The following is a 16698-nucleotide window of genomic DNA, read 5'->3' on the forward strand; positions in this document are numbered from 1 at the left end:
GGTTGATATGTGATCCGCGCGGTCAACCCGCCACCTGTCTGAACGGATCGAGGCCGAGGTCGATCAGGCGCCGCTCGCGCACGACGATTTCCGCGCTCGCGGTCATGCCGTAACGCAACGGATAGTGCGTACCGGCGATCTCGTAGTAGCTTTTGTCGAGCGTGACGCGGCCTTCATAAACCGGCTGCTTGTCCGTCAATGACGGCTTGGTGGCCGGCGAAATATAGGCCAGCGTGCCGTTGATCAATCCATAACGCTGATACGGAAATGCGTTGAACTTCAGTTTGACCGGCAATCCTTCGTGAAGAAACGCGCGATCGTGTTCGGCGATTTCGATCTTCAACACCGGCTTCGCGTCTTTTGGCGCGATGCCTCCGAGCGGCGAATTGGCCTGAATCTTGTCGCCTCGCTGCGTCGACGTGACATCGGTAATCACACCGGAAACGGGCGCGAGAATCAGCAGAAAGTTGTCCTTGTCGATGTTCTCGAAGCGGATTCGCGCGGCGGCTTCCGAGACGAGCCGTGCGCTTTGTAGTTGCAGCCGCACCTTGCCTTCCGCGTCGGCGACGTCGCGCACTGCTGCGTCGTATTGAAGCTGGAGATCCGTAGCTTGCTGCCCGCTCGTTTCCAGTTCCGCATTCGCTTTCGCGTATTCGTGACTCAAGCGGAAATCGAGTTCGGCGAGCTTCGATTGCGCGACACGGTACGCGTTATCCGCTTCCATCGACGCGGTTCTCTTTTGCTCCACCTGCAATTCCGCAATACCGCCGCCGCCCGGCTGCGCGAATAGCCGCGAATAGCGGTCGAGTTCCTGGTGTGCGGCCTCGCGCACCCGTCGCGCGTTGTCGAGCGCGCTGCGCGCTTCGTCGAGTTCGGCCTTCTGTCCTTCGGCGAGCTTGGTCGTGCCTTCCGAAACGCGGTTCTCGTGCAGACGTGCCTCTACTTCCATTTGCGCCTTTAATGCCGCGGCTTTTCTCTCCATCAGCGCTTTCTTCTGCGGAAACTGCTTCCAGTCGCGCTCGGCGTCTTCGAGTTTTAATTGCGCCTGCAATGCATTGCTTGCGGCCTCGATCGCGCCGCGTGCGTTCAATCGCGCGAGTACATCGCCCTTCGACACGGGCTGGCCTTCCGCGATATAGAGGTCGGCCAGTTCGCCGTCGATAGGCGCATAAATGCGGCGCACTTCCGATTCCGGCGATAGCGTGCCCTGTGCGCTGACGATCACATCGGCACGCCCCACGAACGACCACAGCAAGCCTGCGACCACCAGCGCGACCATCGCCCAGATCAGCGCACGCGCGATCCGCACCGGCTCCGCAGTGAGTATCGCAATGCCTTCGACACTGTGGTCTTCCAGCGCTTGCGCCAGCGACCTAGGGTAACTGTCGCGCTTCACTCTGCTCGCCTCCAATTAACGCCAGCTTCGCTTTTAGCAGCGCGGGATCCAGCACCATGCGCAACTCGGTCAGCGAGCGGCGCTGCAATGTTGTTTCCGCTTCTATATCGGCGAGCAAACGGTCGAAATCCGCGGGATATTCCGCCTTCAACTGCGAATAGATGCGCATACCCTGCTGTGCGGCCGTTTGCGCATCGGACAGCAAGCGCGCCTCGTTGCGAAAGCCCGGCGAGATGCCTGCTTCAAGGCGCTGCGTGCCGCCAATCGGACCGCTCGCGCGATACTGCTTCCACAGGCTCTGTGCGCGCAGCATCAGATCTTGCGCGCGTGACAGCGCTTTATCGTGCAACGCGGCGACGTCTTTCTGAATAGACTGGGCGAACCACACATCCGTTGACGAATCGAGGCTCGCATAGAAAGAAAGCAGACGCTGGTCGTAATCTTTTCCGTTGCGCGTTTTCTGCAAGTCGTTGTACTGATCGAGGAGTGCTTTCTTGTGAGCAAACTCGGCGGCCAGTACATCGGACCACGGCCCCGCCGGCATCGACTGCAATCCGGTCAGCGCCTGTTGCGCGTCACCGCGCCGCCACGCAGCGGCGATTGCGTCGTGCCGCTGAACGACATCGGCCGATGGCAAACGCGTCGCGGCCAATTGCCGATATTGCTCCTGAAACGGCGGCGTACTGAAGCGCGCGGTTTTCATCAGCGCGAGCAGAGTACTCAATTGACGGCCAAGCGCGGCTTCCAGCAAAGCCGTGTATTGGCGCAAATCGTCGCGCACGCGGTCGACTCCCGCGAGACGCGGATAGCGCTGCGCATAATCGTCGAGTACCGATGGCAATGCCGCCGGTTTGTCGCGCGCCAACTCGGTGCGAATCGCGCCGTCCAGACGTCCGATTGCCGCGAGATAAACGGAGTCGTCGCTCTCGAGCTTGCGCAAATGACTCATGGCTTGCGCGTACGGTTCTGTGAAGACCGGCACATATGACGCGATTCTGTCGAGCGCGCGCTGATGACTCTTCGGATCGTCGTCCCAGCGTTGCAGCAAACCACCGATAGCCGCTTCATCCTGATACATGCGGATCGGTGCCTCAACACCGCCGCGCCCCGCGACGAAGCGTTCGAGATCGCCCACCCATTGCAATTCGCCGAGAAGCGAAAGTGCGTCGGCGTTATTCGCGGTCAACGACTTCATCTCGGCGAGTTGCGCATCGGCCTGATCGAATTGCGACTTTTGCAGCACGTTGAGCCAATCGGGAAGCTTTGCCTTCAGCAGCGCTTCGCTTGCAAGCGCGCTCACCTTCGTGTCCGCCGGATGAGTCACCAGGTAGTTCTTCGCGGATTGCACAGCACTCGTATAGTCGCCGCTCGCCAGCAGGTTCTTCAGTTCACGTTCGGACGAACCGCGCATGTAAAGCGTGAAGGCGATGGCGCCGAACAACACGACGCCCGCGCCGCCCCACATGGCGATGCGTCGCATGCTCGCGCGATCGTCGCCTGCGAAAGCCTTGCTCAACTCGCTTGCGATGAGGCGCCAGCGCCGCTGCTTGCGCCTGGAAACGCCGGCGACGCGGCCGCCATTCGATTCATTCGTGGCGCTGTCCGCACTATGCGATCCGTTCGCGCTTTTTGCCGATGCAGCAGTCGCTCCGCCACCAGCCGACGGCGTGCGTCCCGCATGTCCAGATGTAACGTGCGCCGCCTCGTTGATTTCGTCCTCGCGTTGCCTCGCTGGGTCGACGCAGAAGATGTCGAGAAACGAATGCGCCGCGCCCACGAACGTCGTTTTGTCGGCGTCGACATCGGCGACATCCGCGAGTTTGGCGACTGAGGGATTGAGGAGCAGCTGAGTCACGGTCGGCTCGACTTCGGGCGGTTTTTGCAGCGTCACCCTGTAGACGAAGTGGTCGCCGCCAAATGCAACGACGTCGCCATCGGCAAGCGGCAGCGCGGATTCGCCGAGCCGTATTCCGCCGACGAATGTGCCGTTCGTGCTGCCGAGATCTTCGACGTAAAGCTCCGCGCCCTTCAGAAAGATGTGCGCATGCCGACGCGAGATGTAATTGACCTGATGCGGATAGCGGTCCTTGTAGCGAGAAAAGACTTCGTCCGCTTTACTGACGAGAAACGGAAACGCCTGCACTTCAACCGGCTGAAGCCCGAGATCGCCGCGCTGCGGCACGAGCAGCAGGCGCGGCGCGACCACCGCGCTGCTTTTCGCGACGATGCGGGCGCGCGGCTCGATACTCACGCGATAACAGAGATCGCCGCCAAAGCACAGTTCGTCCCCTGCTCGCACGCGCGCGGGCGTCTCGCGCACGGCAACGCCGTTGACCGTGGTGCCGTTCTTGCTGCCGAGATCCGCGACATAAACCGCGCCGTGCTCGATGAAAACGCGTGCATGACGGCGCGACAGACGCGCGATCCACTCGGCGGGGTAGTCGTTGAACGGCGCTTCGCTGCGCCCAATGGCGAACAGGCTATCGACAATGCGGATCGCGTCCAGTGCCGGGCGTTGCGCGGACGCAAGCGGAGACAGCAGCACGTCGAAAGCGGTTTCGACTGTCGCGCGCTTCTCGGCAATGGATATTTCGCCGTCGGCCATTTTATCCGGATCACTAATCGTTTACCCGTTGCTGCGAGAGCGCAACGGAGTCAGCACGAAGGACGACGGCGAGAAAATCTTGTTTGAAAGAACCGGCGGAAACACGGTTCCTCAACGATTGTAAGTCACGCATTGCGAGTGTCAATTCCCGGTCGTCGGTGATAAGCCGCTGCACACGATATGAGAAACCGCAACGGGTTTCACATGCGCGCCTGAGCGGATTAGCTCAATGCTCCTTTACTTCTGCTCTGCCTCTTTTCTACTTCTCTTTCACTTGCGCCTGCACATCGACATTCGGCCAGCCGCCGCCGAGCGCCTTATAAAGCAGCACCGTATCGGACAAAATCAGTTGATGATTCGCCAGCAACGACAACTGGGCCTCGAGCAGCGTGCGCTCGGTTTCGAATACTTCCAGTTGCGACACCACGCCGAGCCGCAGTTGCGACTGAATCTGATCGGCCACGATTTGCAGACGATCCACCTGTTGCTGCAATTCAACGCGCTGCGCCTTATGCGCGTTCAGATTCACCAGCGCGTTTTCCACTTCCTCGAACGCGCCCATTACAGTCGCACGGTACTGCTGTTCCGCCACCGTCGATTGCGCCTGCGTCACCTTGACGTGTGCGCGCACACCGGGATCGAGCAGGGGAATGTTGATGCTCGGCATGAAGCCGTAGGTGAACGATTTCAGCAAATCAGTCAGCGCGAAACTCGCCGTGCCGCCGTGCCCGGTCAGGCTGATGGTCGGCAATTGCGCGAGTTTGGCCTGACCCACGAGGTCATACGCCTCGAGTACTCTGAATTCCGCGGCGACCAAGTCTGGGCGCCGCGCGAGCAGTTGTGCGGGCAGACCGTCGGGCACTCCCGGCGATTGCACGCGCTGTTGCAGATGGCCTTTGGGCAATTGAAACTCACCGGCAGGTACACCGGTCAGCGTGCACAGCGCGTTATTCGCGAGGTCACGCGAGCGACGCAGTTCAAGCAACTGATTCGTCAGTCGATTGATTTCGGCCTGCTGCCGCAGCACCTGCGTCTGCGGAACAAGTCCGCTGCGGCGCTGGCCTTCGTAGATCGAGAGAATCTGGCGATTGGTGACGAGTGTCTTTTGCTGCTGTTCGATCTGGTCGTCGAATTGAAGGATCTGGAAATAGGTACTCGACACGTTCGACACCAGTTCGAGATAACCCGCACGCCAGTCGGCTTCGCTCGCGTGGAATTCGGCTTTCTGTGCCTGCACGCCCTTTTCCACTTTGCCCCAGATGTCGATGTCCCAGTTCACCTGCGCCGCGACGTTGTATTGCTTCGCGAAGGTCTGTCCGGTTGTTTTCTGGAAACTCGCGCCGGCGCCGAGGTCCATGGTCGGCAACGCGCCGGCCTTGGCTTCGCCGATCTGCGTGCGCGCGACGTCGATACGCGCAGCCAGTATCTTGATGTCGAAGTTGCCGCCTATGGCTTTGGCAATCAACGAGTCGAGAGCCGGATCGTTAAAGCCTTTCCACCAATCCGGTTCAATGGTGGCCGCCGCGGAAACCGGCGCGCCGCTCTGTCCCGTCCAGGAAGTCTTGCCAGGCGTATCGGGCCGCTTGTAGTCGGGCATGCCGACGTCGACGCAAGCACACAGTGAGGCCGCGCAGATCGTTGCCGCGCACAACCCGCGCAACGCCGCCGTTGTCGAGTGGTTGAAGAAGCGCTGAACCATCTTTGAATCAGGCAACGCTGACACGATTTTCTCCGATGACGCCGACTTCACTGCACAATCCGCGCGCACCATTTAAGTAAAGCATCTCCGACGCCGCTTCACCATCGAAGCGGCGCATGACAAAAGCTCGGGAGATGTGCGGTGAGGAAGTGTCGCGTGAAAAGAACGATTGGGTGCGCGAACTTTTTGAGGACCGCAGCTAGCGGACGCGCCGCTTACGGCATGTAGATGTTGTTGCTCGCGGTCACATGCGGATTGAGGTTGGTCGTCGCGCCCTCAATGAACGCGCCGTTGCTGCCATTGACGCTCTGGATGTTCATCGTCGTGCTGATCAGTTGAGTGGCGTCGACGTTCCTGCTGAAGTTCGGCGCATAGATCGGCGCGAAATTCAGATACGACGGCGGTAACAGGTGGCCGGTGCCGCCGCGCACGGCGCTCATCGCCTTGCTGTCGAGTTGTTCGGTGATGGACAGGTCTTTGATCGTCAGCGTGTTCATGGCAAATCTCCGGAACGGAAGGTCACAGTCTTGCGGTTGGTTTCGAGCAACTTGTCTACTCGAACGTAACTAACGCATGGGCTGTGCCAGTTTCGTTTCCCTATCCAAAGAAATCTATGGAAGTGCCGTGAATAAAGGCTTTGGACAATACGTCGACCGGGCAATACAGCGTGTGACCAGAAAGCATCAGCGTCGATGTGATGGATCGGGGCCAACAGCAGGTGTGAAATGGTTGGCTGCGGCATGACATCGGCGCTAACTAACGTCAACGCGCAATGACCGTGATCTTCTTCGAGTACACCGGTGGGTTGTGCGGAACGTGCATGTCGTCGCCCATCAGCAATTGCAATGTATGTTTGCCGGGCGGCAGTTGAATCATCGTCTCGGTTTCGCCCGCGCCGAAATGCAGGTGATTGCGATCCGAGGGTATCTCCTGGTCCATCGGCGGCAAGTCGGTGTCGATCAGAAGATGATGATGTCCCGTGTTCGGATACTTCACGCCTTTCGGCGCGACGCCCATATAGCGCAAACCGAACCACACGCGAAACGGCTTATTGGCCGTAACCACCTGGCCGTCGTTCGGATAGCCGATATAGGCATGTGCGCCGGAAGGCGACGCCGCCCCAGCCGCCACGGCGAAATCCGCCGCGCCCCATGTCGCCGACGCCACCAGCGCCGCGACTGCAATGAACTTATACATGAAGGTTTCTCCGTCCTGAGCAGGCCGCGATGAACGCGCTAGTCTTTCTGCACGGTGATGGTGATCTTTTTCGAGTACACGGGCGGCGCATGCGGCACGTGATTGTGGTCGCCGAGAATCAGCTGCAACGTGTGCTTGCCTGGCGGCAACTCGATACGCGCGTCGGTCTCGCCCGCGCCGAAGTGCAGGTGATTGCGGTCCGACGGAATCTCCTGATCGAGCGCGGGCAGGTCCGTATCGATCAGCAGATGATGATGCCCGGTGTTGGGAAACGCGACGCCTTTCGGGCACACACCCATATTGCGCAGGCCCATGCGCACCCACAGCTTGCCGCCGTGAATCACGGCGCCGTCGGGCGGCCAGATGATGTACTCCTCCGCACCGGCAGGCGATGCCGTGGAATCCGCGAATGCCGCCACCGGCAAAACCATGCCGACAATCGACACGGCGAGCACCGTCCGCGAAAGCGCACGCAATGCGCACAGCCGCAGCGTGTTTCTTGAACTCGGGTTGGGAACAGCGGGGACGTCGGTTCTTCGCATGGCGCACTCTCCCGAAGAGCGGTCGTGACCATCTCGACTGCGCAAGGCAGCGATGGGTGATTGTGCTTGATCGCGGGCGCGCGCGATGCGCCAGCCGCGTAGTTAAAACGACCGTGCCACGTTGCTTTGTGAATTAGCTTAGGACGTAACTTGCCAAAAAGATACGCCACACTCGTTAACCGTATAGCGCACTCGGTAAAAGTGTTGGTTGTTGCCCGCCATGCGCGTGCTATGGTTGTTGATACGTTGCAACGCGGATGATCGAAAGCGCGTCGATGCTTCGCTTTTCGGGCGGGGGTATCGGCGAATCGCAACGTATTCCAGCGGCAATGCGGTGCGCGAATACCTATGTTCTGTCCGGAACAAACAGGATGCGAAGATGTGGCGAATATTCCTGCTGATGTGGATGGCCGGGGCCATTCTGGTCAATTGCGGCGGTGCATTTGCCGCAACGCCGGGTGAGAGTGCGAGCGTGACAAATTTAGCCGCACCGGCTAATAGCGTGATCGCGCCGTTCGCTCCGCAGCACGACCATGTTGGCGCTTCGCGCATCGCGCTCGTTATCGGCAATGGCGCCTATGGTCCCGATGCGTCGAAAGTCATCGAGCGAAACGCGCCGCGTGATGCTCAAGCGCTGGGCAAGCAATTGCGCGCGCTCGGCTTCGACGTCGTCGTGCTTGCCAATGCAACGCCGCTGCAAATGCGGCGAGCGATTGGCGAATTCCGCGAGCGTCTGCGTGCGGGCGATGTCGGTCTGTTCTATTTCGCCGGTCATGGCATGCGGCTCGGCGGACAAACGCTATTGATTCCTGCCGGTCTCGACGTGCGCTCGCCGGCCTCGCCAATTCGCGAGGGCATCGATCTAGATGACGTGTTGCAGGCAATGCACACGTCGCGCAATGCACCATTGAACATCGCGATTCTGGACACCTGTCTCGACAATCCATTCACGCGCGATGTCACGCAGGCGGCGCCAGCACTGCCGCCGAACACGGTCGTTGCCTATGCAACGGCGCAAGGCGGCTTTGCGGCCGACGGCTACAGCCACGGCATCTATACGCAAGCGTTACTGCGCGCACTCGACGAGAAGCCCACGCAGCCTTTGATGAGCCTGCTCGCGAGCGTCGCTGCGCAAGTAAAAGAGGCGACTGGCGGCGAACAACAACCTTGGGTTGAGTCGTCGTTGCCCGATTCCACCTTAACGACAAGCAACGTAAAGGTTAGGGATACGCGACTCATCGCCAGTAACGAGCATGTCGTCACACTGCACAGCCGAGGCATTCTGCCGAAAGACAGCACCGAGCAATACGAAATCACCTTCTGGAATTCGATCAAGGACAGCAATTACCCCGCCGATTACGAAGCGTATTTGAAGGCCTATCCGAATGGGCGCTTCGCCACGCTCGCGCATGCGCGAATCGATAGGTTGCGGGCGGCGTCGGCGAATGCGCCTGCGCCGAACGCGTCGACACAGCAGGTTGCGCCGTCAGTTGCGCCGCCGCCGACAGCGCGGCCGGCGACACCTGCTGCGCCCACTGCATCGGCGGCGCAAGAGCGCCCGCGTGCCGCTTCCGCACCGCCAGCCGCGAGCACCACTCCACCGCCAGCACCGCCCGCTGCAGCCACCGCGCAAAAGCCTGCAACGCGTGCGCCAGTAGCAGGCGAAAGCCGCGACTGTGCCACGTGTCCGATCATGATCGCGTTGCCCGCAGGCTCGTTCTCGATGGGCAGCAACAGCGACGATCCGTCCGAGAAGCCGGTTCATCACGTGACGATTGGTACGCCGTTCGCTATCGGCAAATACGAAGTGACAGTCGAGCAGTGGAATGCCTGCGTCGCGGCGAATGCATGCCCGAAACTCTCGCCGGAAACGAATGCCAATAAGTCAGCTCCCGCGCGCGACGTGAGTTGGGACGACGCGCAGCAGTACGTGAAGTGGCTCACGCGAACGACGGGCAAACCGTACCGTCTGCCCACGGAAGCCGAGTGGGAATACGCGGTGCGCGGCGGCACGACGAGCGCGTACTGGTGGGGCGATCAGATGCGCAAGGGCAACGCCAATTGCAAGGACTGCGGCGAGCCGTGGCACAAGGAAGGCCCCGAAGCCGCAGGTTCTTTTGCGCCGAATCCGTACGGCCTCTATGACATGAACGGAAGCGTATGGGAATGGACCGCCGACTGCTGGCACAACTCGTATCAGTCAGCGCCCGTCGACGGCCGCGCGTGGGAAAACCCCGGTTGTGACATGCGCGTGATTCGCGGCGGTTCCTGGCGCGAAGGCGGCGGCTACATGCTGAGCGCGACGCGCTTCAAATACAGCGCGGGCGTGCGTCAATCGCAGGATGGTTTCCGCGTAGTCAAAGATCTGAAGTGATCCGCCGCGCCGGCAATTAAACTCATTGCATCAAGCTCCGCAGCACTCGGCTCGCTCGACGAAAACATCATGGCGCATGCGGCTTCGTGGTGATCGGCGCGAAGTCCGCCACGATCCGCTCGCGGCCATACTTCGCGGCTATTTGCGCGAGCCGTGTGTCCAGTGCGCGCAGATAGTCGGCGCGCGATTCGGCTTCCGGGCGCGGCTTGTCGAAGAGCGGCGCGGGCGTGATCAGCAGCACGACCATCTCCGAACCGAACGGCTTTGAAATGACCCAGTCGCCCGCGCTGCCGACCGTCGCCGAATAGTGCGGCGGCGCCTGGTTGTCCTTCGCGCGCGGACTCGGCACCATATGAACGACATTGCCGTCGAGCTGGTAGTAGTCCAGATTCACATACGAGTCGTAGCCGGGCGTGCTCACGTCGACAACCAGTGGATCGCCCTCGTTCAATTGGCCGCTCGGCGGCCGCACCTGCAAGCCCGCGATGTGCCCGGCTTGCCAGTTCTGCGTCCAGTACGGTGCAAGCGCCTTCACGGTGTCGCATTTGTCGTCCGCGACCGGTTCGACGTCGAGCTTTAGCGTGTCCACGCCGGGTAGCGCCGTGAGGCCGTCTTTTAGTCGCGCGACGCCATAGCGTTGCGAAAGATAGCCGCGCACCGTCAGTGTGTGATCCTGCGTCGATGCAGATAACGCCGAGCACGGCACTTGCGCGAGCGTCGGAGCAACCGCTGCGAGTGTCAGTGCGGGCTTGGGTTTGGGTGCAGCAGGCGGGGTGGGGGCTACTACTGCCGCTGAAGCGGTCGCGGATGACGACGTTGCTGTGGTCGGATTCGTTGTTGCTGCACTTGCGGTGCTGGTCGCCGCTGTCGCCGCTGCCTCGCTCGCTTGTGTCGCCGACGACGCCGCTTCCTCCACCCGCCCCTGCGACGTGCCCGTACCCAGTTGCGTTTCGCTATGACGGTTCGGCGCGGAGCGCCACGCATAGACGGCGACCGCCGCCGCGCAAATCACCGCGAAGCCGGCGAGTCCCGCCTTCGCCAATGTCCCCGACTTTTCCGCGCGCGCCTCGTTGTCGAACTCGGCGATGAAGCGCGTGACGCTCGGCATGCGCGTCGCGCGGTCGAAGGAAAGCGCGGCCCGTAATGCACGCCATTGCGTCGCATCGAGATTCGGCGGACGCTGCAGCTTGAATTCGGCATTGCGCGCCTGCGTCGCGGACAAGCGGTCGAACGGATGATGCCCCGTCAGCAACTCATACGTGATACAGCCGAGCGCATAAATATCGTCACGCGGATCGGGCTCGCGATGCTCGATCATCTCCGGGCTCGCATACGCAGGCGTCAACGCGCCGAGGCTGCCTGGATCGAACACGGTTGCATCGCTTTCTTCTTCGGGCCGCTGAAACACGCGGGCAATACCGAAGTCGATGACCTTCACTTCGGCATTCGTCGTGAGAAAAACATTGGCGGGTTTGAAATCGCAATGCACGAAGCCGCGTTCGTGTGCATACGCGAGCGCGCTGCACATGCCGCGCACGATCGGCAGCGCGGCGCGAACCGGCATGCCCTGATAGCCCGGCGTGCGCAGCAACTGGCTGAGCGGCTTGCCCGACAGGTACTCCATCGTCAGATAAACGATGGGGCCGTCGCGATCGAAGTCGTACACCGTGATGATGTTGCGATGCGCGAGCACCTGCGCCTTGCGCGCCTCGCGCTGCAACGCGACGAGCGAATTCGGATTGCCGCGGAACTGAACGTTGAGCACCTTGACGGCAAGGTACGGTTTTCTGTCGGACGCCTCGAGCTTGCGCAGATCGAGCGCCTTATAAACCGTCCCCATTCCGCCGACGCCGAGGCACTCTTCGAGAACGAAGCGGTTATTCAGCGTATCGCCGATACCTTTGATCTGGTCGAAGCCTGCGCCGTTGGGCACGTTCGCGCTACTTGCGGACGCGCCTGTGCGTCCCGCGCCGGCCGGCACCACCGAGGGCATCTCCACCGTGGTCTGTATGCCGGTTTCCTCGCCGCCGGCCACCACATTCGACACGCGCAGTTGCTCGATGCGCCGCCGCACTTCGATATAAAGGTCCTCCGGCAGCGGGGCTTTACGATGCGCGGCGCCAAGCGTCTCCAGCAGCTGCGTCGGACCGAGGCCTTCGGTCACCAACGTGCTGTCGAGTTGAGCGACGAACTCGTCACGCGACAGCTCGCCGTTCTGGAAGTCGTGAATCACACGCGCAAGGCTAGCCATGTTGTGCGAATTGCCGCCGTTGCCGTGAGCCCCGATCGCGTTCGACCAAGGCTCTGCCGGCCGTTAGGAAAGCTGTCGTAACCAGTTACATGTGCCGCTTCGATACTAGCTCCCGGCCTGTTCTTTCGCAAACCAGGATTGCCCCGCGCGATGCGCGGCTCGCGCTTGTCGCGCGTCGTCCAACATAATGCGGCGCGTTGTCGGGTGAATGCCACCACTCGCCTTGCTCGTCGCAGCTTCGACGGATAGGAAAAGACGCGCGGCTTAGCGCTGCAAGCCTTATCCATAAAGGCACCATAACTTTTATTAGGAACCTTGAATAAATCTGGCGCAGGCCGTGCATCCTTGAATCGGGCAGGCAGATTAAAAACAGATTTCCTATACTCATAGTGCGACGAGACCTCAGCACATCTGACGACACCCGCGAGCGCACGCCGGATCATCGCACCGGCCAATCGCTCGACTTTCGCGGCGAACACATCATGGCCAAGCTTCTCATCAACGATCTCGCAGACAACGTCGAACTCGACCGTGAGGCGATGGCCGCCATTGTCGGCGGCGCACGCATTGGGGCGCGGCTCTCGAGCGCCGCGCCGCTCGTGCCGACCGCGACTCGCGTCGTCGAATATCCGCCCGGCTTTCCCGCGGCGCATCAAACCATCGTGAAAGTGGCGGCGACGCGCAATACACGGCGCAGCTAGATTCGCGTTTATCAAGGCAGTACAGCGGCACGCGTCATCGACGCGTGCCGCTTTTGTTGTTGCCGCGACGCGTTTCGGGACGCGTGCGTGTCGCGCGGTGTTCCGCGTACACGCGGCCCAACAGTTCGGGTGCGTTCTGTCTGCTGTGTCCATACATCTGGCCGCTGGTTTTGCATCGTCGCGCTTTGCGATTAAAGGCCGCGCAATGCACATCCTTGCCTGGCCTGGCATCGGCGGACGCGTTGCGGATCGGCTCTTTATCGCGTGCAAATTGGCATATCCCTTGCAGGAACATGAGCGAGCACTCCGCCGTGCTCGCCCATTCACCTCAAGGAGTATCGCCATGAAATCCACCGTCATCATCAAGGACCTGCCTCGCGGCGCCGAGGCCGCCCACGAAGAAGTCACGCTCAGCGCCGAGCAGTTGAAGCTGGTGCGCGGCGGCCGTTCCGTCGTCGTCACCGTCGACGGTGGCGCGCTCGGCCATGTCGACGACTTCTCGATCAACACCGCCATCTTCGAAGGCCGCATCAAAGGCACTTATCTGTAGGACGCTCGAGATGTCCTCAATTGGAAACCGCCGCGCCACGTCATTGCGCTCGTGACGCGGCGGCGTCCATGCGCGCCGCCGCACATCGTCCCTTGCATTCTGTGTCGATCGATATATAATGCGGTTCTATATCGATTGATACAAAACCACCGACGCAGGCGGTAAAGGACACTCATCATGGCGCGACCCCGCGGATTCGACGAGCAAGAGGTGCTCGAAGCAGCAAGCGCAACGTTCTGGCTGAAAGGCTACGAGGCGACGTCCACGCGCGATCTCGTCAAATGCACGGGTCTCACGCAGCCGAGCCTTTACAACGCCTTTGGCGACAAACGCGGGCTGTATCTGCGCGCGCTCGAGCACTACCTGGATCATTCGCTGCGCGAGCGCATCAAGCGCTTTGAAAGCACCATGCCGCCTGCCGATGCCATTACCGGTTTCTTCGAAGAAACCATCGAGCGGTCGGTGTCCGATCCGCACAAGCGCGGCTGCATGCTGGTTAATTCGGCGCTCGAAATTTCATCGGAGGACGAAGCATTTCGTCAGCTCGTCGCAACCGAACTCGCCGAGATCCGCGAGTTCTTTTATCGCTGCCTGGTCGCGGCGCAAAAGAGCGGCGCGATTGCCAAAACCGTTTCCGCCGACGAAACCGCCACTCATCTACTCGCCACCGTGCTAGGCATGCGTGTGCTGGCACGCGTCGATCCGCAGCGTGCCGTGCTGACGAGCGCGGTTGCCGGCGCGCTGAAGCTGCTCGGCTTGCCGGCGCTGCCGGCCAAACACGGCGCGTCAAAGACACGCGTCTAACCTAACGAGCGATCCCTTCGCACTTTCACCGACATCCGGCGCGGCGTCATGCACGTTGGCCGGTAAAGGAACCGTCATGTCCACAGCGCCCTCCTTGTCCTCGTCGAGCTCGACATCGCTCGACGCCCGCGCGCTCTTTGCCACTTTCGCCGGGCTTTCCGGCAGTCTCGTTGCCATCGGCCTCGCGCGCTTTGCGTACACGCCGCTCATTCCGTCTCTGATCCAGGCGCACTGGTTCACGTCGTCGCAAGCAGTCACATTGGGCGCCGCGAATTTCGCGGGCTATCTGATCGGCGCGCTGATCGGCCGTCCGCTTGCGTCCGCGTTATCGAACCGGACCGCGTTGCGCATGCTGATGGCCGTGGTGACCGCGGCGTTCTTCGCGTGTGCGTATCCGCTGTCGATAAGCTGGTTCTTCGTGTGGCGTTTGCTGTCGGGGATCTCCGGCGGCGCCATCATGGTTTTGGTGGCGACCTCGATTCTTCCGCATATTCCCGCAGCGCGCCGTGGCTTTGTCAGCGGCATGATCTTTCTCGGACTCGGGCTCGGCATTGCTGCGTCCGGTACGCTGATTCCCGAGCTGTTGCACTTCGGCCTGCAAACCACATGGCTCGGCCTCGGCGCTGTTGCACTCGTATTGACAGTAGTGAGCTGGTTCGGCTGGCCGTCGACGAATCCGCCTGCTGCCGCCGCGGCGCCCGCTCATCATCATGGCGCGCAGACCAGCACGCTCGCGCTTCGCGTGCTGTACGCGCAATACGCCGCGAACGCACTCGGACTCGTGCCGGCGATGATTCTTCTCGTCGATTACGTGGCGCGCGGTCTGGGCCGAGGCGCGGCAATCGGCGCGAACTATTGGGTGTTGTACGGGCTCGCCGCCATCGCGGGGCCGCTGATCGCGGGCAACGTTGCGCATCGTATCGGTTACGGCAAGGCTTATCGCGTGGCTTTGTTGCTGCAGGCAGTGGCCGTCGCGATGATCGCGCTTTCCGGCAATGCGTGGGTGCTGACACTATCGACCGTTATTCTCGGAGTCTTCACGCCCGGCATCGTGCCGCTCGCGCTCGGTCGCATTCATGAACTCGTGCCGCACGATCACACGGAACAGCGCGCGTCATGGAGCCGCGCGACGACAGCGTTCGCTCTCTTCCAGGCGCTCGGCGGGTATGGCTACTCGTATCTGTTCTCGCATTCACACAACAACTATGCGTTGATCTTCATGTGTGGCGCCGCGGCGCTTGGCGTCGCGTTCATCGCTGATCTGATTGTTTCGCGCATCAGAACCGCGGGTTCTTTAGCGGCGTGACACCGTGTATGTTCCGCGTTGGGCACATGCCTTGCTCCTCAAAGGTGACGATGCTGTCCGGTCCGTCTTCTCTTTGCGCGCTCACTATGTAAGTGCGCAAAGCCGCGGACAGGAGAGCTTCATCAACCAAGCGGAGGTCATACATGTTGGGAACTATTCTTCTGGTTGTGCTGATTCTTCTTCTCCTTGGCGCGTTGCCGACCTGGCCGCATAGCCGTTCGTGGGGCTATGGGCCGACGGGTGGTCTTGGCGTCGTGCTGATCGTCGTGATCGTGCTGCTTGTCGCCGGCGTGATATAGCGATTGCGGTGACACGTTCACATCAGTAAGTCAAACGCAGGCCCGGCCGCCGGATTGCGATGCAGTGAACTGCTCGCAGATCCGGCGGCCTCGCTACATCTGAAGCTAGACGAATGCGCTTTTCAGCGCCGAGGAATTGCGATGGAAAAGTTACTCGCCAATCAGTTTGCGTTGGTCACGGGCGCGAGCTCCGGCATTGGCTATGGCGTTGCGCGAGCGCTTGCGGATGCGGGCGCGTCCGTCGCGCTGAACTATCACTCGCATGCGGAATCGGCGGAGAAGCTCGCTGACGAGATCAACCAGTCGGGTGGCACCGCGTTCGCAGTTAAAGCCGACGTATCGAATCCGGCCGATGTCGATGCGATGTTCGACGCGTGCCGCGCGCGCTTCGGCACACTGGACATCGTCGTCGCGAATTCGGGTTTGCAGAGGGACAGCGCTATTGCCGATATGTCGATGGAAGAATGGCAAACCGTGCTGGGCACCAATTTGACGGGACAGTTTCTCACTGCGCAAGCCGCTGTCAAAGAGTTCCGGCGACGCGGGCCGACCTCCGCATCCAAAGCACTCGGCAAGATCATTTGCATGAGTTCGGTGCACGAAGTCATTCCGTGGGCCGGGCATGTGAACTACGCTGCGTCGAAAGGCGGGATTCAGATGTTCATGAAATCGCTCGCACAGGAAGTCGCGCCCGAGCGCATTCGCGTCAACTCGATTGCGCCCGGCGCGATTCGCACGAAGATCAATCGCGACGCGTGGGAGACTCGCGCGGCAGAGCAAAAGCTACTGCAATTGATTCCTTATGGCCGCGTGGGTGAAGTCGAAGACATCGGCAAGGCGGCCGTGTGGCTCGCATCGGATGAAAGCGACTACGTTGTGGGCACAACGTTATTTGTCGACGGCGGCATGACGCTCTATCCTGGGTTCATCGACAACGGCTAGACGGTGGTGCGGCTTTGACAGACTGATCGCAC

At 61.0% G+C, this 16698-nt stretch carries 14 protein-coding genes; 7 read left to right on the forward strand and 7 right to left on the reverse strand.

The window, feature by feature from the left end; genetic code table 11:
• Positions 1-22: 22 nt before the first annotated feature.
• The 6 genes from AB6809_RS02910 to AB6809_RS02935 all read right to left on the reverse strand — a co-directional run bounded on the left by AB6809_RS02910 (position 23) and on the right by AB6809_RS02935 (position 7439).
• Positions 23-1396 carry an HlyD family efflux transporter periplasmic adaptor subunit gene (locus tag AB6809_RS02910; RefSeq protein ID WP_371025983.1) on the reverse strand — a complete coding sequence of 458 codons (1374 nt, stop codon included), beginning with the start codon at positions 1394-1396 and terminating at the stop codon, positions 23-25.
• Complete coding sequence (locus tag AB6809_RS02915) at positions 1374-4001, reverse strand: FHA domain-containing protein (protein ID WP_371025984.1); 2628 nt, start codon at positions 3999-4001, stop codon at positions 1374-1376. Before AB6809_RS02915 ends, AB6809_RS02910 begins: the two co-directional genes overlap by 23 nt.
• A gap of 259 nt (positions 4002-4260) precedes the next feature.
• Positions 4261-5700: an efflux transporter outer membrane subunit gene (locus AB6809_RS02920; protein WP_044020371.1), complete on the reverse strand. Its 1440-nt coding sequence runs from the start codon at positions 5698-5700 to the stop codon at positions 4261-4263.
• Positions 5701-5915: 215 nt separating this feature from the next.
• Entirely contained in the window at positions 5916-6197 is a 282-nt protein-coding gene (locus AB6809_RS02925) for a hypothetical protein (protein ID WP_006047240.1), read from the reverse strand.
• 265 nt (positions 6198-6462) lie between these two features.
• Entirely contained in the window at positions 6463-6897 is a 435-nt protein-coding gene (locus tag AB6809_RS02930) for a DUF4399 domain-containing protein (RefSeq protein ID WP_006047241.1), read from the reverse strand.
• Between the two features lie 38 nt (positions 6898-6935).
• The gene (locus AB6809_RS02935) at positions 6936-7439 is read right to left on the reverse strand and encodes a DUF4399 domain-containing protein (protein ID WP_029967044.1); all 504 of its coding nucleotides are present in this window, start codon (positions 7437-7439) and stop codon (positions 6936-6938) included.
• A 379-nt stretch (positions 7440-7818) separates the two neighbouring features.
• Here AB6809_RS02935 and AB6809_RS02940 point away from each other — a divergent pair, with 379 nt between their 5' ends.
• Positions 7819-9813, forward strand: a complete 1995-nt coding sequence (locus AB6809_RS02940) for an SUMF1/EgtB/PvdO family nonheme iron enzyme (protein ID WP_029967045.1) — start codon at positions 7819-7821, stop codon at positions 9811-9813.
• Between the two features lie 67 nt (positions 9814-9880).
• On the opposite strand, the gene AB6809_RS02945 is transcribed toward AB6809_RS02940, so the two are convergent.
• The gene (locus tag AB6809_RS02945; protein WP_029967046.1) at positions 9881-12064 is read right to left on the reverse strand and encodes a serine/threonine protein kinase; all 2184 of its coding nucleotides are present in this window, start codon (positions 12062-12064) and stop codon (positions 9881-9883) included.
• A 482-nt stretch (positions 12065-12546) separates the two neighbouring features.
• Here AB6809_RS02945 and AB6809_RS02950 point away from each other — a divergent pair, with 482 nt between their 5' ends.
• The 6 genes from AB6809_RS02950 to AB6809_RS02975 all read left to right on the forward strand — a co-directional run bounded on the left by AB6809_RS02950 (position 12547) and on the right by AB6809_RS02975 (position 16666).
• Positions 12547-12765 (forward strand): hypothetical protein, encoded by a 219-nt coding sequence (locus AB6809_RS02950; protein ID WP_006047245.1) that lies wholly within the window; start codon positions 12547-12549, stop codon positions 12763-12765.
• Between the two features lie 343 nt (positions 12766-13108).
• Complete coding sequence (locus AB6809_RS02955; protein WP_029967048.1) at positions 13109-13315, forward strand: hypothetical protein; 207 nt, start codon at positions 13109-13111, stop codon at positions 13313-13315.
• A 177-nt stretch (positions 13316-13492) separates the two neighbouring features.
• On the forward strand, positions 13493-14119 hold the full coding sequence (locus AB6809_RS02960) for a TetR/AcrR family transcriptional regulator (RefSeq protein ID WP_029967049.1): 627 nt from the start codon (positions 13493-13495) through the stop codon (positions 14117-14119).
• Between the two features lie 76 nt (positions 14120-14195).
• Positions 14196-15425, forward strand: a complete 1230-nt coding sequence (locus AB6809_RS02965; RefSeq protein ID WP_029967051.1) for a YbfB/YjiJ family MFS transporter — start codon at positions 14196-14198, stop codon at positions 15423-15425.
• A 143-nt stretch (positions 15426-15568) separates the two neighbouring features.
• Positions 15569-15724, forward strand: a complete 156-nt coding sequence (locus tag AB6809_RS02970) for a DUF3309 family protein (protein WP_006047249.1) — start codon at positions 15569-15571, stop codon at positions 15722-15724.
• A 141-nt stretch (positions 15725-15865) separates the two neighbouring features.
• Positions 15866-16666, forward strand: a complete 801-nt coding sequence (locus AB6809_RS02975) for an SDR family oxidoreductase (protein ID WP_029967052.1) — start codon at positions 15866-15868, stop codon at positions 16664-16666.
• Positions 16667-16698 lie beyond the last annotated feature (32 nt).

This window comes from Paraburkholderia sp. RCC_158, from assembly GCF_041355255.1.
GTDB lineage: Bacteria > Pseudomonadota > Gammaproteobacteria > Burkholderiales > Burkholderiaceae > Paraburkholderia > Paraburkholderia graminis.